This window comes from Flavobacterium sp. TAB 87, assembly GCF_001529295.1.
In the GTDB taxonomy this organism is placed as follows: domain Bacteria; phylum Bacteroidota; class Bacteroidia; order Flavobacteriales; family Flavobacteriaceae; genus Flavobacterium.
Map to the genome: position 1 here is coordinate 144,608 of NZ_LLWK01000037.1, position 20,332 is coordinate 164,939.

Here is a 20,332-nt window from a genome sequence, read left to right on the forward strand (position 1 = left end):
TTTGTGTATACCTACCTATAATGTAATACTGTAAATATTTTGCAATATTTTGTAAATTCTAAACTAGCCTTACACTATACCTTTACCAAATAGATTTCTAAATCATAGCAATGCGTTTTTATTGAAAAAGCCATTGTATTATAAAATGATTTTGTGAATGAAGTTAGCCATTGCGGCTTACATACACCAACTTGTACCGGCCGCTTGATTGAAATTAATTTCAATCAAGCGGCCGGTTATTTTTTTATAGAATGTAAATCCCGTTAAAGATCATCTGAACTGAGATCCGTTTAAGATATAGAATTTCTCTTTTTTCTTCGGATTTATCATTTTGTTCAACAGCAAAAAATTAATAATTCCCACGACCGTAATTTTCAATGAGTGTTTTAAAAGGCTTTACATCGAGGAAATGTTAAAGAATACGATTTAAATTAACGCCTTAATTCATTTTTATTAGCCAATTTGCTCAATAAAATTCTGAATATTTTCGGCAGTAATCATAATCGATTTTTATTGAACAGCTAAAATTAAGAAAAATATATAAGTAGACAATTCTGCACAATGTACTCCCTATCTAAATAGATCTCGCAGTAAAATAATTTCGCAAGTTATGGCGCGAACAATCTACTTAATTACTAAATTTTCATAAAAATACAGCTCTCTTTTAACACAAATCAACCTAATTTTCATACTTTAAAACAGTTCAAAAATATTGCATACTTGCTTTCAAATACTTATTTTTAGTGATTCAACCCCGCTGTTATGACTGAGATAGATATTGAGAAAGAAAATAAAGCAATTGCACAAGAGTACAAGGAGTTACTTCGAATAAGTTATCAAACCTTAACGGATGATGATAAAAAATTAATTCGAAAAGCTTTTGATGTTTCTGTTGAGGCACACAAAGATCAGCGCAGAAAATCGGGCGAAGCATACATCTTCCATCCTATTGCTGTGGCCAAAATTGTAGCTTCAGAAATTGGATTAGGAGCAACATCTATTGCAGCAGCTTTACTGCACGATGTAGTTGAAGATACTCCAATTACAGTAGAAGATATCGAACGATTGTTTAATCCGAAAGTAGCGCAGCTAGTTGATGGATTGACGAAGATAGCACAAGTTCAAAAGGATTTAAACGCGTCGTTGCAAGCAGAAAATTTCAGAAAAATGATTCTGACTTTAAACGATGATGTGCGTGTAATTTTAATCAAATTAGCCGATCGTTTGCACAACATGCAAACAATGGACTCGATGGTAGAATACAAACAGACCAAAATTGCATCCGAAACCCTTTATATTTACGCACCTCTCGCCCACCGTTTAGGATTGTACAACATTAAAACTAAACTGGAAGACTTAGGGTTAAAATATACGGAGCCTGACGTTTACAAAGATATTGTTAGCAAAATAAGAGAAACGGAAGAAGAGCAAGATGCCTACATTAAAAATATTACTGATGTCTTAAAAAAATCTTTAGACGCAGAAAGTGTTGATTACTCTATAAAGGGACGTCCAAAATCAATTTATTCTATCCGTCGAAAAATGCGCGCTCAAAATGTAACTTTTGACGAAGTGTACGATAAATTCGCTCTCCGAATTGTTTATAAATCCAATCCACATGATGAGAAATTCTTGGCTTGGAAGATCTACTCCATTGTAACGGATCACTACAGACCGAGTCCGAGTCGTTTGCGTGACTGGATTTCTTCGCCAAAATCTACAGGATATGAAGCGTTGCACATTACCGTTATGGGACCAAAAGGACGCTGGGTAGAAATACAAGTCCGAAGTGAACGAATGGACGAAATTGCCGAAAAAGGATATGCTGCACATTACAAATACAAAAACGGTGCAACCGAAGAAAGCGGCTTGGATTTATGGTTAAATTTACTGCGTGAAGCATTGGAAAATGCAGAAGCAAATGCGGTTGATTTTGTAGAAGATTTTAAAATGAATCTCTATTCACAAGAAATCTTTGTCTTCACGCCAAAAGGAGAAATAAAATCATTGCCAAAAGGGGCTACATCACTGGATTTTGCATTTAGCATTCACTCTGAAATTGGAATAAAAACATTAGGAACTCGTGTCAACGGTAAATTAGTGCCGTTGAATTATATTTTAAAAAGTGGTGATCAAGTCGAAGTAATTACCTCGCAACACCAAAAACCAACGGCAAACTGGTTGGACTATGTAACTACTTCTCGTGCCAAAACTAAAATTAAAAATGTCTTAAACGAAAATACCAAGCGCATTGCTGAAGAGGGTAAAGAATTGTTAAGACGTAAATTAAAACATCTTAAAATAACCGTTAACGAGCAAGTAATCAACGAGCTGGTTAATTTTTTTAAACTTAAAACGAGTTTGGATTTATTTTACCGTGTTGGAATGGGCTCGATTGACAATCAGAAATTAAAAGATTATGCTGCTCAAAAAAGCAATAGTTTTATTAATTTCTTTAAAAATAAAATTAAAAGATCACCAAGTACTGCAGATGTTGATATACATAAACCTGTTATTAACAGTAATTACGACATGTTGGTTTTTGGTAGCGACCATGATAAATTAGATTATAAATTATCGCCGTGTTGCAACCCAATTCCGGGTGATGAAGTTTTTGGTTTTGTAACCATCAATGAAGGAATTAAAGTTCATAAAAAAGATTGTCCTAATGCTATTACGATGCAATCAAATTACGCGTACCGCATAATGTCTGCTAAGTGGATCGATTCATCGCAAGAAGAATTTAAAGCCATTATTAACATTACTGGTATGGATGTTTTAGGTTTAACAAATCAGCTCACAAAAGTGATTTCTAATAACATGAGTGTAAACATACAGAGTATCTCATTGACTACAGATGCGGGAATTTTTCATGGACAAATAGCTGTTATTGTTCGAAATAACAGTATTTTGAAGAAAATGATTCAGAATATTATAAAAATTGATGGAGTAGAAAAAGTTACCCGCGAATACAGCAATTAATATTTAGATATTCATTTCCAAATTGGAGCGTAAAAGTTTAAACGGGAAACTTTTATTCATTGAAATAATAAATTATCTTTGCCAGATATGACACTCATCTCAACTGACAATTCGAAAAATCAAGAAATTGTAAAAAATGTTTTTACATTGTATCTTGAGAACAAAGGACATCGTAAAACGCCTGAGCGTTATGCAATACTTCAGGAAATATACGATAGTGAAGAGCATTTTGATATCGAAAATTTATACATCAAAATGAAAAACAAAAACTATCGTGTCAGTAGAGCTACGCTTTACAATACGATTGAACTTTTATTGGATTGCGCATTAGTTCGAAAACATCAATTTGGCCAAAATCAGGCTTATTATGAAAAATCATATTTCGACAAGCAGCACGATCACATAATTATGACTGACTCTGGTGAAGTAATTGAATTTTGTGATCCACGAATTCAGATCATCAAGCAAACAATCGAAGAGATATTCAACATTCAAATCAACAGTCACTCGTTGTATTTTTATGGTACAAAGAAAGTAGAAGAACAATAAAACACAACTTAACTAAAAGTACAGACATTTAAACCTGTCTCGAAAATAAATTATAAAGAGAATGACCGTAGATTTATTATTAGGCTTACAGTGGGGAGATGAAGGAAAAGGGAAAATTGTTGATGTTTTAACATCCAATTACGACATTATTGCTCGTTTTCAAGGTGGTCCCAATGCTGGGCATACTTTAGAATTTGATGGAATAAAACACGTTTTACGAACAATTCCTTCTGGAATTTTTCATAAAAATTCTATTAATATCATCGGGAACGGAGTTGTAATTGACCCGGTTGTTTTTCAAAAAGAAATTGAAGGTTTAGAAAAATTTAATTTAGACATTAAAAGCAAATTAATTATTTCTAGAAAAGCACATTTAATTTTACCAACGCACCGCTTGTTAGATGCTGCATCTGAAGCATCTAAAGGAAAGGCTAAAATTGGTTCTACTTTAAAAGGTATTGGTCCAACTTATATGGACAAAACTGGTAGAAACGGTTTACGTGTTGGTGACATCGAATTAGTAGATTTTAAAGAAAGATACAGAGCATTGGCAGACAAACACCAAGCAATGATCGCTTTTTATGATGTGGCTATCCAATACAACTTAGAAGAACTTGAAAAAGAATTCTTTGAAGCGATTGAAGAATTAAAGAAATTAGATTTTATTGATAGTGAAGAATACATTCACCAAGCGCAAAAAGCAGGTAAAACTATTTTATGTGAAGGTGCTCAAGGTTCTTTATTAGATGTTGATTTCGGAACCTATCCGTTTGTAACCTCATCAAACACTACTGCTGCTGGAGCTTGCACTGGATTAGGAATTGCGCCGAACAAAATTAAAGAAGTATACGGAATTTTTAAAGCATACGTTACTCGTGTAGGTAGCGGTCCTTTTCCAACTGAACTTTTTGACGAAGTTGGAAGTACGATGGCAAAAGTAGGAAACGAATTTGGTTCGGTAACCGGAAGACAAAGACGTTGCGGATGGTTGGATTTAGTTGCATTAAAGTACGCTGTTCAAGTGAATGGTGTAACGCAATTAATGATGATGAAAGGCGATGTATTGTCTGGCTTTGAAACTCTGAAAATTTGTACAGAGTACAACTATAAAGGACAAAATATTTCACACTTCCCTTACAACATCGAACCAGAAAATGTAACTCCAATTTACAAAGAATTTAAAGGTTGGAAACAAGATCTAACAGGAATGACTACTTACGAGCAGTTGCCTGTTGAATTAAAAGAGTATATCGATTTTATCGAAAAAGAATTAGAAATTCCGATCAAAATTGTTTCTGTTGGTCCAGACCGAAAGCAAACAATTCTTAAATAATAATAATAATAATAATAGAAAACGCTCTTTAAAAGAGCGTTTTTTTATGTTAAAATTCAAAATTAGACCATGAAAAATCCTGATATAGAGATAAAAAATATTCAATTACTTTCGGATAATTATTACATTTTAAACAAAGTCACTTTCGGATACAAAACAGAAACTGTTAATGAAACGCACAACCGTGAAGTGTACGACAGAGGGAATGGTGCTGCTATCTTGCTATACAATTTGGCTAAAAAGACGGTGATTTTAACGCGTCAATTTCGTTTACCAACGTATTTAAACGGCAATACAAGCGGAATGATGATTGAAGTATGCGCGGGACTTTTAGACCAAGATAATCCAGAGGGTTGTGTAATTAGAGAAGCCGAAGAAGAGACGGGGTATCGGGTAACAAAAGTCGATAAGGTAATGCAAACGTACATGTCTCCAGGAGCCGTTACTGAAATTCTACATCTATTTGTTGGAGAATACAATGAGCAAATGAAAATAAGCGAAGGCGGCGGTTTAGAAGAAGAGCAAGAACACATAGAGGTATTAGAATTGTCTTTTGATGAAGCCTTTGCGATGATTGAATCTGGTGAAATTGTGGATGCAAAATCGATCTTATTGTTGCAACATGCTAAAATAAAAGGATTGGTTTAAGATTTAACTAAAACGACAGGTATAAAAAAAGGCATCAGATGTAATTCTGATGCCTTTTGTCTTTATATAAAATTCGGATTATCTTGAATAATTCGGAGCTTCTTTGGTAATTGTCACATTGTGCGGATGACTTTCGTTGATTCCGCTTGCGGTGATGCGTACAAAACGACCAGTTTCTTGCAAAGTTGCAATGTCTTTTGAACCACAATATCCCATTCCAGCACGAAGACCTCCAATAAACTGAAGCATACTTTCGTACAATTCGCCTTTGTAAGGAACACGCCCAACAATTCCTTCTGGAACTAATTTTTTTACATCGTCTTCAACATCTTGAAAATAACGGTCTTTTGAGCCACCTTCCATCGCTTCAACAGAACCCATTCCTCTGTACGATTTGAATTTTCTTCCTTCAAAAATAATAGTTTCTCCAGGTGATTCCATCGTTCCTGCTAATAAAGAACCTAACATTACACAATCCGCTCCTGCAGCAATTGCCTTAGGAATGTCTCCTGTATACCGAATTCCACCATCAGCAATAACGGGAATACCAGAACCTTTTAATGCCGCAGCTACCTCTAAAACAGCCGAAAACTGTGGAAAACCTACCCCTGCAACTATACGAGTAGTACAAATAGAACCAGGACCGATACCTACTTTTACACCATCAGCGCCATTTGCTACTAAAAACTTAGCCGCTTCGGGAGTTGCAATATTACCTACAATAACATCAATAGATGGAAATCTTGCTTTTACTTCTTTCAATACTTTTACAACACCTTCTGTATGACCGTGAGCCGTATCAATAATAACTGCATCTACTCCGGCATTTACCAAAGCTTCTGCTCTTTGTACCGCATCGCCCGTTACTCCAATTGCCGCAGCTACGCGCAAACGTCCGTACACATCTTTATTTGCAATTGGTTTTTGAGTCAATTTGGTAATATCTCTAAATGTAATTAAACCTACCAATTCGTTAGCAGCATTAATTACAGGAAGTTTTTCTATCTTGTGTCCTTGCAATACAATCTCAGCTTCTGCTAGAGAAGTTCCTTCGGCCACAGTAACTAAATTTTCGGTTGTCATTACTTCCGTAATTGCTCTTGATCCGTTTTTCTCGAAACGCAAATCACGATTAGTCACAATTCCTTTCAAAATTCTATTTTCATCTACAATCGGAATTCCACCAATACCATATTCTTTCATGGCATTTTTTGCATCGGCAACTGTAGAAGTTAACGGTAATGTTACTGGATCGATGATCATCCCTGATTCGGCACGTTTTACTCTGCGAACTTTAGCAGCTTGCTGCTCGATCGACATATTTTTATGTAAAACACCAATTCCTCCTTCTTGCGCCATAGCAATTGCCATAGAACTTTCGGTAACGGTATCCATAGCAGCAGATACTATAGGAACGTTTAAAGTGATGTTTTTAGAAAATCTTGATTGTATACTTACTTCGCGAGGAAGCACATTGGAATAGTTTGGTACTAATAATACATCGTCGTAAGTAAGTCCTTCTCCGATAATTTTTGTGGTGTGTGCTATCATGGTGCAATTTCTAGTTGAATTGCGAGCAAATATACAGAATAAATTAAAAACTTATGTCTTTTTGACCTTATAATTTCAGATTTCGAAATAGCAGCTGGCCCAGAATTACATTTAAAAAAGATTTAAAAAACACATAATCCTTAGGCCGGATAGTAGCGGCATCCTGTTGTGCCGTGGTTCGGCACAACAGATACAGCGGAGAGCCGGAAAAGCTTCTAATCGTGAAAATTATTCTTCTGAGGAATAACATAATTGAGGCCGAATTGAAAAGAAAGACTGTTGGCCTTGGATACATCTCGGTATTCCAGAATATTATCGACTAAGGTATAGATATTCATTCTTCCCAAATTTGCAGAAACACCCAAACCAATATTTGTATACGAAAAACTATCGACGGTGTAGGCTGTTTTAAAGTATAATTGATTAAAAAACACCCGTTGGTAAAAAGCTGTTAGGGCGACAAATGGCGTTTTAGGCATACTCATAGCAAAGAATTGCAAACCAAATGCATTTTGATATGCGGCGGTTGCTACATCGCAATTACAACTTTCAGACCTTGGTTTACCGAAAGAATATTGCGCCGATGCATTGAATTTTACGGGTCTCCACGTGGTAAATTTATTATAAACTGTATCTCTTGGAATAGCAGTTTCGAAAGAATCAAAAACGTCTTCGGGTTCCTCTGGATTACTAAAATCAGGGTTTACTCCGTCGTATTTATAATAACCTTTGTATGTATAAGTAGCGATGTCTTTGCTGTGTCTTACAAAACCTAGATCGAGTACGCTTGCGGTAAGTTGCCACTCTTTTTTAGGATAATAGGTCAATCCTAAATCAAAACCTAAACCTAAATTTCCGTTAAAGAAGGTATTTCTCGCAATATCATTCCCAATATTTCCTTCGTATTCGTCTTCTAGATATTTAGAAACACCTGAAGTTTGCACTTGCAAATTAGAAGAAATAATTTGATTGTAAATAGCATTTTTATTTTGATCTGTTGTACTAATATAACCTGAATTGTCGGTAGAATTTACGGTAAAACCACTGGAGTACAATTTGGCTCGAGCCCCGAGAACTACCTTATCGTTAAAATTTTTACGATAGCCTATATGCCAAACAGAAAGCATCTCTGATTTGAAATTGATATCGTCTAAATTGAATGATTTACCAATGTAATTTTGATTGCCTTCTAAGGCCAATACCGCGGGATCTTTAGGCACGTAACTTAGAGCATTAAACTCTTGATACAATCCAAAGGACAAGTAGCTGTTACTTTCCCAATCGCCCAGTTTGATTCCACCACTAAATATTTCAATTTGTTCTTGAATCATGATTTTATCTTTGGCCGACGCCGAGGCAATTACTAGTCGAAGTTTATCGTTAAAATCGACATTGTTTTTAGCAAACAAATCGTAGGCCGAAATACCATTAGACCCAAATTGTACCGACAGGCCAGAAAGCAGCGGAACGCCAACATACCACTCGTACTGCACGTCGGAACCTGGGTTTGCAAGTAAATTTTGCGGAATTCCTGCAAAGTTATACAACAACTGTTTGTTTTGCGCTTGACTGCAAAACACGCTAAAAATTAATAATAGGAATATCTTTTTCATTTGATTTCCATGTATAAAGTTGCACTAGAACGTAATTTTAAAGCACCAAAACTAGTGGCGTTTAATGGTGTGCCTGGTTGCATTTGCACTACAAAGGCAACTTGCATCATTTGTTGAACGGACTCTAATTTTTGTCCTTCAAAAAAATCGTTCACTGTAACTTTTACTGTGGTTCCGTTGGAGGCAGGAACAAGTATTGGAATTTCGTAGACAGGCATTTTATTGTTGTCTAAAAGCACCATATTTATCGAAAAAGCACGTGGAATTGTATTCTCGATTTCAAAATGTAAATCGATTCTACGAAGGTTGTCTCGAAGAAAAGCATCTTTAAATGGGGTGAAATTTTGCACATCGACCAGCAGTTGCCCCGAACCAGTATCCACAAAATCGGTTACTTTTACTTCAAAATAAGTAAGATTACCGACTAAAACAGGTTCTAATTTTAGTTGGTCGGTCTGATCAAAATCGAGTTCGCTTGAACAAGAAAGGCAGGATAACATTACAAGTAAAAAGCCCAGAAAACGTCTTACACAAAGATTTTTTTGCATACCGATACCTTTTAAAAATTAAAAATTCTTTTAATTGTATACTAATGAAATGCGCCGAATAGTTTTGATGCTTGGTTGTACGCACTCTCGAAACTTAATACATTGCAATTGGTAACTGCTTTGTTTGCTGTAAAGTACGAAATTAATTTTTCTGTAGGCATATTTCCTGTCAATTTATCGGTGGCCATTGGGCAACCACCAAAACCTTGTATCGCACCATCAAATCGATAACAACCTGCATTGTACGCGGCATTGACTTTTTCAAACCATGACGTTGGAGTGGTATGCAAGTGTGCGCCAAACTCAATTTGGGAGTAATGCGGAATTAAATTCGAAAATAAATAATCAATAACTTCTGGAGTCGAACTACCAACGGTATCGGACAAAGAGAGAATTTTTACACCCATTTTTGAAAGTTTCTCGGTCCACTCTCCTACAATTTCCACGTTCCAAGGATCTCCGTACGGATTACCGAAGCCCATTGATAAATAAGTCACTACTTCTTTATTGGTAGTATTCGCTATTTCTAGAATTTCTTGCAGCGTCACTAATGATTCTGCAATTGTTTTGTGTGTATTTCGCATCTGAAAATTTTCAGAAATAGAAAATGGAAAGCCTAAATATTGTATTGCTTGATGTGCTGAAGCTAGTTCTGCACCTTTGGTATTGGCGATGATAGCGAGTAATTTACTGGTCGTTTGAGACAAATCTAATTGTTCTAAAACGGCAGCGGTATCTTGCATTTGTGGTATCGCTTTAGGCGAAACAAAACTACCAAAATCAATTGTATCAAAACCAACTCGTAACAATGATTGAATATAAGAAACCTTATTCTTAGTCGGAATTAAGGTTTTGATGCCTTGCATAGCATCTCGTGGACATTCTATAATTTTGACTTGTTTACTCAAAGCAATGGGTTTGTACGGGCTAAGTTAGTCTGTTTTTTTCGGAATAAAAAAAAATAATAGAACACGTTTAAAATTACGTATTACCGTAATAGTCTCAAAAATTACATAAAAAGGTAATAGTTCATACTATTACCTATTATTGTAATATATTTGATACAAAGTAAGGCCAATACTATTTTATTTTTAATTATATTTGAATATGACAAGTGTATTAACAGGAGATATTATTAATTCAAGAAATTCTGAGTCAGCGATTTGGACAAAAGATTTGAAACAATTACTGAATCAATTTGGTCAAAGTCCAGAAAACTGGGAGTTGTATCGTGGTGATGAATTTCAACTTGAAATTCAAAATCCCGAAGATGCTTTTATCACCGCCATTTTAATAAAAGCACATCTTAAAACAATAAAACTCGACGCAAGAATCGGAATTGGGTTGGGCGCAAAAACCTATCCTGCCAAAAAAATAACCGAAAGTAACGGCAGTGCTTTCATCCATTCGGGAGCTATTTTTGAAACCTTAAAAAAAGAAAAAACAACACTAGCACTTAAAAGTGACGCGCTTGATTTTGATGTAAATCTAAATTTAAAAATACGATTGGCGCTAACTTTCGTGGACAGTTGGTTGGTGCAAGCTGCTGAATTTATAGTTCTTGCCATTCAAAATCCAACCCTTTCACAAGAAGAAATTGGTCAAAAATTAGGCATCAATCAAGCGGCTGTAAGTAGAAGACGAAAACGAGCGAATTACGATTTAATTCTAGAGTTAGATTCTTATTTTCGAAACCAACTCAAACAACTTTCAAGATGATCATCCTTATAAAATTACTACTAGCGCATTTATTAGGCGATTTTATGCTACAGCCTAATTCTTGGGTAGCCCATAAAGAACTTAAAAAAGAGAAAAGTATTTATCTCTACTTTCATGTGGCTATTCATGGTGTTTTGGCTTGGATCCTTATAGGAAATGCCAATTTTGCAGGATTTGCACTTTTACTAATGATTGTTCACGGTTTTATAGATTACGTAAAGTTGTATTTTCAGCAAACAAAAACTCGACGCATTTGGTTTATCACGGATCAATTGGCTCATGTTCTTTCTATAATGGGTATTGCATTACTTTACGAAAAGAAACCTTTCGCATTCAACGGTTTTACCGATGAATTTTGGATTATAATTACTGCTATCCTGCTATTGACGAAACCCACTTCGATTTGCATTAAAAATATAATTTCGATTTGGACACCCGAAAACAAAAACAACAAAGATCATTCTTTGGCCAATGCCGGAAACTCAATCGGAATTTTAGAACGTTTGTTTGTACTTTGTTTTATTCTCACCGGACATTTTGAAGCCATCGGATTTTTACTAGCCGCGAAATCAATATTTAGATTTGGAGATTTGAAAGAAGCAAAAGACCGAAAATTAACTGAATACGTTTTGATTGGTACCTTGTTAAGTTTCGGTATTGCTTTAGTAGTAGGTTTGGCCGCACAGCATTTAATTTAAACGCTCTAAAATTTTCTTGTTTATTTTTTTAATTAAAGAAGGACCTTCGTAAATAAATCCGGTATACAATTGTATTAAAGATGCACCAGCATCCAGTTTTTCAAGTGCATCTTCGGCAGAATGAATCCCTCCTACTCCAATAATAGGAAATGCTTTGTTACTTTTTTCAGAAAGAAAACGAATTACTTCAGTCGAACGTTTGCCCAAAGGCAACCCCGACATTCCTCCTACTTCTATTTTATTGTCGGATTGCAGTCCTTCGCGAGAAATCGTAGTGTTGGTGGCAATAACGCCGGCAATTTGCGTTGTTTTTATAATATCGATAATATCTAACAATTGATCGTCTGTTAAATCTGGCGCTATTTTTAATAAAATAGGTTTCGGTTTAATGTGTGTTAAATTTCTATTTTGCAAAGTTTGCAACAACTCTGTCAACGGTTCTTTATCTTGTAAAGCTCTTAAGTTTGGTGTATTGGGAGAACTTACATTTACTACAAAATAATCAACGTGATCAAACAAGGCATCAAAGCAAATAATATAATCGTCTGCCGCATTCTCATTTGGCGTTATTTTATTTTTACCAATGTTTCCGCCAATTAAAGTTCCTTTGTTTTTCTTTAAACGCTCGATTGCTTCAATCACTCCGCCATTATTAAATCCCATTCGGTTAATAATCGCTTCATCTTCTTTTAAACGAAACAATCTTTTCTTCGGATTTCCTTCTTGTCCAACTGGAGTAACGGTTCCGATTTCGATGAAGCCAAAACCAAAATCTGCTAATTCTTTGTACAACTTCGCATCTTTGTCAAAACCTGCCGCCAATCCAACTGGATTTTCAAATTTAATTCCGAACACTTCTCTTTCTAAACGCTGGTCTTTTACCTTAAAATTAGATCTCATAATAGCTGAAAATCCAGGAATTTTAGAAAAGAATTTCACCATCGAAAAAGTAAAATAATGCACTTCCTCAGGGTCAAAACGAAAAAGAATAGGGCGAATAAGTAATTTGTACATGAAGTAATTTTTTTATGACCGCAAATTTAAGAATTCTCCCCATAATTTACTCACATAAAAATAGAATTAAAAAAAGCACACAAATTAGGTTTAATTTGAGATAAAAAAATAATTAATTTAAAGGTAAATTACCGAAATCGAGTGCTATCAAACAAAATGTCATTCCTTTTTTACAACACAATAAGTCTTCAAATAAATTAATTCTACGTAAAATATCAATTAAATGATTTTACAATGTAAACAGAAGTAGCTTTTTTAAAGATTTTACAAATGAGCCTCTCTTGTATTTTTATTATATTTGGGAACTACTTAATGACAACAAATCACTTTCATGAATAAAAATAAACCAAAAACATTTTGGATCGCTGCAATTACGACCGTGGTAATTATTGGCGCAGCCTTTGGTTACACTAAAATCAACGAAAAAAACAGAATTAATGCTACCGAAGCTTGTCTTGAAGTTCCAAATGCGAATGCCGTTTCTCCGTTTGAAGCAACGCTTGAAAACAAAGACAATAAGCCATTAAAACCTACAAAAGGAATGGTTTGGATTCCGGGTGGCGAATTTTCGATGGGTAGCGATGTTGCCGACGAAAGTTTATGCAGCATAAAAGGAGTAACTAGTGATGCCACACCGATTCATCGCGTTAATGTCGATGGCTATTGGATGGATGACAAAGAGGTGACTAACAAGGAATTTGCTGCTTTCGTAAAAGCTACTGGATACGTAACCTATGCTGAAAAAAAACCAACAGTCGAGGAATTCCCTGGAGTTCCTCTGGAAAATTTATTAACAGGATCTGTTGTATTTGCACCCACTAAAACACCAGTAGAACTTAATAACTTCTTGCAGTGGTGGAGTTTTGTTGCGAAGGCCGATTGGAGACATCCGACGGGTCCAGAAAGTTCTATTACGGGAAAAGACGATTATCCTGTAGTTCAAATTGCCTACGATGATGCTGCTGCTTATGCAAAATGGGCAGGCAAACGCTTACCTACAGAAGCAGAATGGGAATTTGCAGCACGTGGCGGGAAAACGGGTAATTTGTATGCATGGGGAAATACGCTGAAAGTAAATGGAAAATTTCAGGCCAATATTTACGAAGGAACTTTTCCTGTTGAGGGCGGTGATACTGGCGAAGATGGCTTTGCAGGTATCGCACCAACAGCACAGTATAAACCGAATGGCTACGGCTTATACGACATGAGTGGGAATGTTTGGGAATGGGTTGCCGATTGGTACGATCGCGACTATTATCACAAATTAGCTGCGGAAAATAAAGTAACACGCAATCCGCAAGGACCGATACAATATAGTGATCCTACTGACCCACTGGTGCCAAAGAGAGTGCATCGTGGTGGTTCATTTTTGTGTACCGATCAATATTGTACCCGCTATATGGTAGGAACAAGAGGAAAGGGAGAAGCAAATTCGCCTACGAATCATGTTGGCTTTAGATGCGTAAAATAATACCGAAAGTCTCAGTAACAACTGAGGCTTTTTTTTGCAGCTAAGTCTTCCTGCTCATCTGAAGTTTTTGCTTTTCTAGCCCTGCAAAAAATACCTATATTTGTATAAAACATAAAATTATGCAACATATAATAGATCGATTTATCAGTTACGTAAAAATTGATACCGAATCTGATCCAAATTCACAAACTACACCAAGTACAGAGAAACAATGGAATCTAGCTAACAAATTAGTCGAAGAGCTAAAAGCAATAGGTTTAGACGAGGTTACTATCGATGATAAAGCATACATCATGGCAACTTTACCTAGTAATGTGACGCATGATGTACCTACAATTGGCTTTGTCTCTCACTTTGATACTTCCCCTGATTTTTCGGGTGCAAATGTAAATCCGCAAATTATTAGCAATTACGACGGAAAAGATATTGTACTGAATAAAGAGAAAAACATCATCTTATCACCAAGTTATTTTAAAGATCTTTTGCAATACAAAGGACAAACTTTAATTACAACCGATGGAACGACGCTATTGGGAGCTGATGACAAAGCAGGAATTACAGAGATTGTTTCTGCAATGGAATATTTAATACAAAACCCAGAGATCAAGCACGGAAAAATTAGAATTGGGTTTACTCCTGATGAAGAAATTGGTCGTGGCGCGCATCATTTTGATGTGGCTAAATTTGGAGCAGAATGGGCTTACACTATGGATGGAAGTCAGATTGGGGAGTTAGAATATGAAAACTTTAATGCTGCTGGAGCAAAAATCACATTTAAAGGAAAAAGCGTTCATCCTGGTTATGCCAAAGGAAAAATGATCAATTCAATGTTGATTGCTACAGAATTTATTAATGAATTGCCTAAAGGAGAAACACCCGAAGGAACCAAAGGGTACGAAGGGTTTTTTCACGTGCATCACATTACCGGAACTTTAGAGGAAACCGTTGTGGAACTAATTATTAGAGATCACCACAAGAAAAAATTCGAAAAGCGCAAAAAATTAGTTGAGAAAATTGTCAAAAAAATTAATAAAAAGTTTGCAAAGAAATTTGGAGAAGATATCGTAATTGCAGAAATCAAAGACCAATATTACAATATGAAGGAAAAGGTAACGCCTGTAAAACATATTGTAGATATTGCCGAAAATGCAATGAAAGCTTTAAATATCAAACCACTAATTAAACCAATTCGTGGCGGTACTGATGGTTCGCAATTGTCTTATATGGGTTTACCTTGCCCGAATATCTTTGCTGGCGGACATAATTTTCATGGGAAATACGAGTACGTTCCTGCAGAGAGTATGGTAAAAGCAATGGAAGTTATTGTTAAAATTGCAGAATTAACGGCCTTACCAAACTTCGGTTTAGAAGAAAAATCTAAAAAATAAAAACATGTATTGATGTAAAAAGTCCTATTTAAAACAATTAAATAGGACTTTTTTTATATATCAATACTGGTAATTATTACTTTAATATGCTCGCTATCAACTGCAATTCTTCTGTAGAAAAAGCAGTATTTTTTAAACTATCAATATTATCGTTTAATTGGCCCACAGAACTTGCTCCAATTAAAACCGAAGTCACTCGCTTGTCTTTAAGCAACCACGCCAACGCCATTTGTGCTAACGATTGATTTCTGCTTTTTGCAATTTCATTAAGTTGAACAATTTTCTGAATTCGCTCGGGAGTCAGCTCATTTTCTTGTAAATGTCCGTTTGGATTGTGTGCTCGCGAATCTTCTGGAATTCCGTTTAAGTATTTATTCGTTAACAGTCCCTGTGCCAAAGGTGAAAAGGCAATACAGCCAACTCCATTTTCTCCTAAAACATCCAACAAACCTTCTTCGGGTTCTCGAACAAACATCGAATACTTGACTTGATGAATCAAGCAAGGCGTTCCTAGTTCTTTTAAAATCGCCACTGCTTTTTGCGTTTGTTCTGGATCGTAATTAGAAATTCCTGCATACAATGCTTTTCCGCTTCGAACAGCAGAATCTAAAGCGCCCATTGTTTCTTCTAGCGGTGTTTCGGGATCAAAACGATGCGAGTAAAAAACATCCACATAATCAAGCTGCATACGCTTTAAACTCTGATCTAAACTAGACAATAAATATTTACGCGAACCCCAATCTCCATAAGGTCCGTCCCACATGGTATAGCCCGCTTTGGTCGAAATAACAATTTGATCGCGACGGTCTCCTTGAAAATTATTCTTCAGTATTTTTCCAAAATTAGTCTCTGCAGAACCTGGAACCGGTCCATAATTATTGGCTAAGTCGAAATGTGTAATTCCTTTGTCGAAAGCTTCGTTTACAATTCGTTCGCCATTTTCAAAAACATCTACAGAACCGAAATTATGCCACAATCCTAACGAAATTTCAGGCAATAGCAAACCGCTTTTTCCACATCTATTGTATTTCATTGTATAAATTTAAAGTATAAAAAATAGGAAACACGAATTTCACGAATTTATGCGGATTAATTGGTACCGATCATAAAAAATTAATTTCTTTTTAATATCTAATTATTCAGTTTTTTGATATTTTTTACTTTACTATATATCTAACCACACTAGCATATGTTATTCTTAATACAATAATTTACATTTCAGAAATAATATTATTTCAACAAATAAAACTCTAAGTTTATAAAAAATAAAAAATGATTAATGTTACTTGTGCCATAATTTTTTTTAATTCCAAAGTCCTAGTAACTCAAAGAAGTGAAAAAATGAAATTACCTCTCAAATGGGAATTTCCAGGCGGAAAATTGGAAGATAATGAGAGTGAAGAAGAATGTATCAGAAGAGAAATTAAAGAGGAAATTAATATCGAAATTGAAGTTATAAAAAAGCTTACTTCTAGTGTCTACGATCACGGAACATTTAAAATTAATTTGATCCCATTTATCGCTAATTATATTTCTGGCACTATTAAATTAGAAGAGCACACAGATTTTAAATTACTAGAACTATCTGAGTTAAGACCGTTAGATTGGGCTGCAGCTGATTTGCCAATTGTTGAAGAACTTATAAAAATACAACTATGAATCAAGGTTTATATGAAGAGTTGATAACTAAACTCGTAAATTTAAAGTTAAGCGAATTAGATAAAGATACTTTTCAGATTAAAACAACTTCGATTGATAAAGCGGAAGCAGCAAAAATACTGTCGGATCATTTAAGTAAAATAATCCGTCATGCCTTTAATTTAGTGAAGGGAGATAATATTTTAGAAAATCAGATTGAAATTGCTAACAAAATCATTTTATTTTTAAAAGTTGAACTAAGCAATGAGAATTTTGAGAATGATTTAATTGATACTGAAGGTAAAATTCTTAAAGCAGTTTTTACTAAAGTAGACGCTCATTTTATAGATTTAGATCTACATCTTAAAGAAATAACACCTTACACAAGACTAATTCATAGCGAGCTTTTTACTGGAGGAAATTCTGGAACCACTCTTGAAAGTGAATTAAGAAAAGAAATTTTATCTTCAGATAGAATTGATTTATTAGTGTCTTTTATAAAATGGAAAGGCATCAGAATATTAGAAAAAGAACTTAGAGAGTTTACCAGTAGAGGTGGAAAATTAAGAGTTATAACAACAACTTATATTGGAGCGACTGATGCAAAAGCAGTTGAAATTTTAGCTACTTTAGAAAATACCGAAGTTAAAATTTCTTATAATACCGGAAATGAAAGACTTCATGCAAAAGCGTACTTATTTGAAAGAAATACAGGTTTTCATACTGGATATATTGGTTCATCCAATTTTTCTCGTTCTGCATTAACTGATGGTTTAGAATGGAATATGAAAGTTACGACCAAGGAGGTTGGGCATGTGATTGATAAATTCAAAAAAACCTTTGAAGCTTACTGGCAGAATTCAGATTTCGAATTATACGATATAGAGAAGCACCGCGACAAGTTGATAACATCGTTAAAAGAGGGGAGATTTTCAAAAGAGTACATACCAAATACAAATTATTTCGATTTAAAGCCTTTTCATTACCAACAAGAAATTTTAGAAAAGCTTGAAGTAGAACGAACAATTCACAATAGCTACAAAAATCTGATTGTAGCTGCTACTGGAACAGGAAAGACGGTTATTTCGGCATTTGATTATAAAAATTTTAGAACAAAAAACAAATCATCGCGACTGCTTTTTGTAGCGCATAGGAAAGAGATACTTCAACAGGCATTAGCTACATTTCAAGGCGTTTTAAAAGATAATAATTTTGGTGAATTGTGGGTTGATGGAATTGAACCAAAAAGTAATGAGTATTTATTTGCATCCGTTCAAACATTAAATAACAGATTAAAAAGCATTCAATTATCGCCTGATTATTTCGATTTTATAATAATCGACGAAGTACATCACATCGAAGCTAAAACATATCGACCAATTTTAGAATTCTTTACTCCAAAAGTATTAGTTGGCTTGACAGCTACCCCCGAACGCATGGACGGCGCAGATATTTTGAAGGACTTTAGTAATAGAATTGCTGCTGAAATTAGATTACCAGAAGCTTTGAATAAAAAAATATTAAGCCCATTTCAATATTTTGGAATTACAGATAGTATCGATTTAACGAATGTAAAATGGCAAAATGGTAAATATGCTCCAAGTGAGTTAACCAATTTGTATACACAAAGTGATAGACGTGTTAGAGAGATAATTTCAAATCTTCAAAAATATTTAACCGATATTAATGAAGTTCGGGCCATCGGTTTTTGTGTGTCCATTGAGCATGCAAAATTTATGGCTGATAAATTTTCTTTAGCAGGTTTTAGAGCATCATATTTAACAAATGAAAATAGCAAGGAAAGAGAAACTATTAGAAAGCAGTTAAAAAACCAAGAAATCAACTACTTATTTGTTGTGGACATTTTTAATGAAGGTGTTGATATTCCAGAAATTGACACTGTTTTATTTCTTAGACCCACAGAGAGCTTGACTGTATTTCTACAACAATTAGGTCGTGGACTAAGATTATCCGAAGGAAAAGATTGTTTAACTGTTTTAGATTTTGTTGGGAATGCACGACCAGAATATGATTTTGAAAATAAGTTTCGATCTTTAATTGGAAAAACAACTACTTCCGTTTACAAAGAGACTGAAAATGATTTTCCTCATTTACCACTAGGTTGTTCTATTATTTTAGAGAAAAAAACTAAGGAAACTATTCTCGAAAACATTAAGAGAGCAGTGTCTCTAAATGTTAATCAATTGATTGCAAAAATTACTAATTATAAACATCAAACAACATTACCGTTAACTCTAAATAATTTCATGAAATTAAATCTAATTTCGTTAGAATCTATTTACAAGAAAGACAATTGGTCACGTCTATGTCAGCGAGCAGGAGTTATTGATGATTTTGATATTTTAAATGAAAAGCAAATTTATTCCGCAATAAAGAATAAATGGTTCTCCACTACTTCTCTAAGCTATTTTGAATTTATTCTAAAGATTGCAAAGAATGACTTCAAAATCAACGTAAAAGATTTTTCAGAAAATGAATTGTCAATGCTTTTAATGCTGCATTATGATGTTTGGCAAAATGCTGGTGGATTCAATTCTTTGCAAGAAAGCATTATGCAAATTGGTGGAAATAAAATTTTGGTAAACGAAATTATTGAAGTTCTAGAAATTTTGATAGACAGAATTGATTTTAAAGAAGTTGAGATAAATCTACCGTTTAATCAACCATTAAAAGTGCATGCTCGCTACACAAGAGATCAAATTTTGGCAGCATTTCAGTTAAGTACATTTGCGAAAAAGTCTTCAAATAGAGAAGGTGCTGCGGAAAATAAAAAGCTAAATACAGAAATTCTTTTTATTAATTTAATAAAATCGGAAGAAGACTTTTCTCCAACAACAATGTATGATGATTACGCAATAAGCGAAACTCTTTTCCATTGGCAATCTCATAATGCATACGGGCCAGACACGGCTAAAGGGTTATCTTATGTGAATCATTTGAAAAACAATAAAAATATATTACTTTTCATTAGAGAAAAAGCAAGTGATGAAAATGGAAATACTTTTGGTTATGTTTTCATCGGTGAAGCTTACTTCATAGAATCTGAAGGTTCGAAACCGATGAACATTAAATGGGAATTAAATGAACCTATACCAAATTATCTCTGGAAAGAATCAGCAAAAATGTCAGTAGGTTAACTGTAGTGTAATCTGCTACAGA

The 20,332-nt window shown here is 34.6% G+C and carries 16 protein-coding genes; 10 read left to right on the forward strand and 6 right to left on the reverse strand.

The genetic code is table 11. The features are described from left to right. The first annotated feature begins 762 nt into the window (after nucleotides 1-762). From AP058_RS09900 to AP058_RS09915, 4 genes are all read left to right on the forward strand, one after another. Complete coding sequence (locus AP058_RS09900; protein WP_066309954.1) at nucleotides 763-2,982, forward strand: bifunctional (p)ppGpp synthetase/guanosine-3',5'-bis(diphosphate) 3'-pyrophosphohydrolase; 2,220 nt, start codon at nucleotides 763-765, stop codon at nucleotides 2,980-2,982. Between the two features lie 87 nt (nucleotides 2,983-3,069). Continuing rightward, nucleotides 3,070-3,531: a Fur family transcriptional regulator gene (locus AP058_RS09905; RefSeq protein WP_066309956.1), complete on the forward strand. Its 462-nt coding sequence runs from the start codon at nucleotides 3,070-3,072 to the stop codon at nucleotides 3,529-3,531. Between the two features lie 61 nt (nucleotides 3,532-3,592). Beyond that, nucleotides 3,593-4,864, forward strand: coding sequence for an adenylosuccinate synthase (locus AP058_RS09910; RefSeq protein ID WP_066309958.1), 1,272 nt, complete (start codon nucleotides 3,593-3,595; stop codon nucleotides 4,862-4,864). 69 nt (nucleotides 4,865-4,933) lie between these two features. Continuing rightward, nucleotides 4,934-5,512 (forward strand): NUDIX domain-containing protein, encoded by a 579-nt coding sequence (locus AP058_RS09915; RefSeq protein ID WP_066309959.1) that lies wholly within the window; start codon nucleotides 4,934-4,936, stop codon nucleotides 5,510-5,512. Nucleotides 5,513-5,590: 78 nt separating this feature from the next. Here AP058_RS09915 and guaB read toward each other — a convergent pair whose 3' ends face one another. From guaB to AP058_RS09935, 4 genes are all read right to left on the reverse strand, one after another. Beyond that, a complete protein-coding gene (gene guaB / locus AP058_RS09920; RefSeq protein WP_066309963.1) occupies nucleotides 5,591-7,063 on the reverse strand; it encodes an IMP dehydrogenase in 1,473 nt (490 codons plus the stop codon). A 215-nt stretch (nucleotides 7,064-7,278) separates the two neighbouring features. Then, nucleotides 7,279-8,676, reverse strand: a complete 1,398-nt coding sequence (locus AP058_RS09925) for a DUF5723 family protein (RefSeq protein WP_066309965.1) — start codon at nucleotides 8,674-8,676, stop codon at nucleotides 7,279-7,281. Further along, the gene (locus tag AP058_RS09930) at nucleotides 8,673-9,224 is read right to left on the reverse strand and encodes a hypothetical protein (RefSeq protein ID WP_066309971.1); all 552 of its coding nucleotides are present in this window, start codon (nucleotides 9,222-9,224) and stop codon (nucleotides 8,673-8,675) included. The genes AP058_RS09925 and AP058_RS09930 overlap by 4 nt, the downstream gene beginning before the upstream one ends. Before the next feature lie 41 nt (nucleotides 9,225-9,265). Beyond that, complete coding sequence (locus AP058_RS09935; RefSeq protein ID WP_066309973.1) at nucleotides 9,266-10,132, reverse strand: hydroxymethylglutaryl-CoA lyase; 867 nt, start codon at nucleotides 10,130-10,132, stop codon at nucleotides 9,266-9,268. 199 nt (nucleotides 10,133-10,331) lie between these two features. Between AP058_RS09935 and AP058_RS09940 the strand changes: the two genes are divergently transcribed. Together AP058_RS09940 and AP058_RS09945 are read left to right on the forward strand one after the other, a co-directional pair. Further along, a complete protein-coding gene (locus AP058_RS09940; RefSeq protein ID WP_066309979.1) occupies nucleotides 10,332-10,943 on the forward strand; it encodes a SatD family protein in 612 nt (203 codons plus the stop codon). After that, a complete protein-coding gene (locus AP058_RS09945; protein WP_066309982.1) occupies nucleotides 10,940-11,641 on the forward strand; it encodes a DUF3307 domain-containing protein in 702 nt (233 codons plus the stop codon). Before AP058_RS09940 ends, AP058_RS09945 begins: the two co-directional genes overlap by 4 nt. Here the strand turns inward: AP058_RS09945 and AP058_RS09950 are convergent. After that, nucleotides 11,633-12,655 (reverse strand): quinone-dependent dihydroorotate dehydrogenase, encoded by a 1,023-nt coding sequence (locus AP058_RS09950; RefSeq protein WP_066309985.1) that lies wholly within the window; start codon nucleotides 12,653-12,655, stop codon nucleotides 11,633-11,635. The genes AP058_RS09945 and AP058_RS09950 overlap by 9 nt on opposite strands. 331 nt (nucleotides 12,656-12,986) lie before the next feature. On the opposite strand from AP058_RS09950, the gene AP058_RS09955 reads away from it, so the two are divergent. Both AP058_RS09955 and pepT read left to right on the forward strand, forming a co-directional pair. Next, on the forward strand, nucleotides 12,987-14,126 hold the full coding sequence (locus tag AP058_RS09955) for a formylglycine-generating enzyme family protein (RefSeq protein WP_066309986.1): 1,140 nt from the start codon (nucleotides 12,987-12,989) through the stop codon (nucleotides 14,124-14,126). A 119-nt stretch (nucleotides 14,127-14,245) separates the two neighbouring features. After that, nucleotides 14,246-15,514, forward strand: coding sequence for a peptidase T (pepT, locus tag AP058_RS09960; protein ID WP_066309989.1), 1,269 nt, complete (start codon nucleotides 14,246-14,248; stop codon nucleotides 15,512-15,514). 76 nt (nucleotides 15,515-15,590) lie between these two features. Here pepT and AP058_RS09965 read toward each other — a convergent pair whose 3' ends face one another. Then, nucleotides 15,591-16,547, reverse strand: coding sequence for an aldo/keto reductase (locus AP058_RS09965; RefSeq protein WP_066309990.1), 957 nt, complete (start codon nucleotides 16,545-16,547; stop codon nucleotides 15,591-15,593). Nucleotides 16,548-16,786: 239 nt separating this feature from the next. Between AP058_RS09965 and AP058_RS09970 the strand changes: the two genes are divergently transcribed. Next, nucleotides 16,787-17,173, forward strand: coding sequence for a (deoxy)nucleoside triphosphate pyrophosphohydrolase (locus tag AP058_RS09970; RefSeq protein ID WP_066309993.1), 387 nt, complete (start codon nucleotides 16,787-16,789; stop codon nucleotides 17,171-17,173). Beyond that, the gene (locus AP058_RS09975; RefSeq protein ID WP_066309996.1) at nucleotides 17,170-20,310 is read left to right on the forward strand and encodes a DUF3427 domain-containing protein; all 3,141 of its coding nucleotides are present in this window, start codon (nucleotides 17,170-17,172) and stop codon (nucleotides 20,308-20,310) included. The genes AP058_RS09970 and AP058_RS09975 overlap by 4 nt, the downstream gene beginning before the upstream one ends. The last annotated feature ends 22 nt before the right edge of the window (nucleotides 20,311-20,332 follow it).

Bases quoted from the DNA above. Each gene is read 5' to 3' on its own strand.
- AP058_RS09965 (WP_066309990.1), bottom strand. From the start codon at position 16,547: ATGAAATACAATAGATGTGGAAAAAGCGGTTTGCTATTGCCTGAAATT.
- AP058_RS09945 (WP_066309982.1), top strand. From the start codon at position 10,940: ATGATCATCCTTATAAAATTACTACTAGCGCATTTATTAGGCGATTTT.
- AP058_RS09940 (WP_066309979.1), top strand. From the start codon at position 10,332: ATGACAAGTGTATTAACAGGAGATATTATTAATTCAAGAAATTCTGAG.
- AP058_RS09970 (WP_066309993.1), top strand. From the start codon at position 16,787: ATGATTAATGTTACTTGTGCCATAATTTTTTTTAATTCCAAAGTCCTA.
- AP058_RS09950 (WP_066309985.1), bottom strand. From the start codon at position 12,655: ATGTACAAATTACTTATTCGCCCTATTCTTTTTCGTTTTGACCCTGAG.
- AP058_RS09955 (WP_066309986.1), top strand. From the start codon at position 12,987: ATGAATAAAAATAAACCAAAAACATTTTGGATCGCTGCAATTACGACC.
- guaB (WP_066309963.1), bottom strand. From the start codon at position 7,063: ATGATAGCACACACCACAAAAATTATCGGAGAAGGACTTACTTACGAC.
- AP058_RS09975 (WP_066309996.1), top strand. From the start codon at position 17,170: ATGAATCAAGGTTTATATGAAGAGTTGATAACTAAACTCGTAAATTTA.
- AP058_RS09900 (WP_066309954.1), top strand. From the start codon at position 763: ATGACTGAGATAGATATTGAGAAAGAAAATAAAGCAATTGCACAAGAG.
- AP058_RS09905 (WP_066309956.1), top strand. From the start codon at position 3,070: ATGACACTCATCTCAACTGACAATTCGAAAAATCAAGAAATTGTAAAA.
- AP058_RS09910 (WP_066309958.1), top strand. From the start codon at position 3,593: ATGACCGTAGATTTATTATTAGGCTTACAGTGGGGAGATGAAGGAAAA.
- AP058_RS09925 (WP_066309965.1), bottom strand. From the start codon at position 8,676: ATGAAAAAGATATTCCTATTATTAATTTTTAGCGTGTTTTGCAGTCAA.
- AP058_RS09930 (WP_066309971.1), bottom strand. From the start codon at position 9,224: ATGCAAAAAAATCTTTGTGTAAGACGTTTTCTGGGCTTTTTACTTGTA.
- AP058_RS09915 (WP_066309959.1), top strand. From the start codon at position 4,934: ATGAAAAATCCTGATATAGAGATAAAAAATATTCAATTACTTTCGGAT.
- pepT (WP_066309989.1), top strand. From the start codon at position 14,246: ATGCAACATATAATAGATCGATTTATCAGTTACGTAAAAATTGATACC.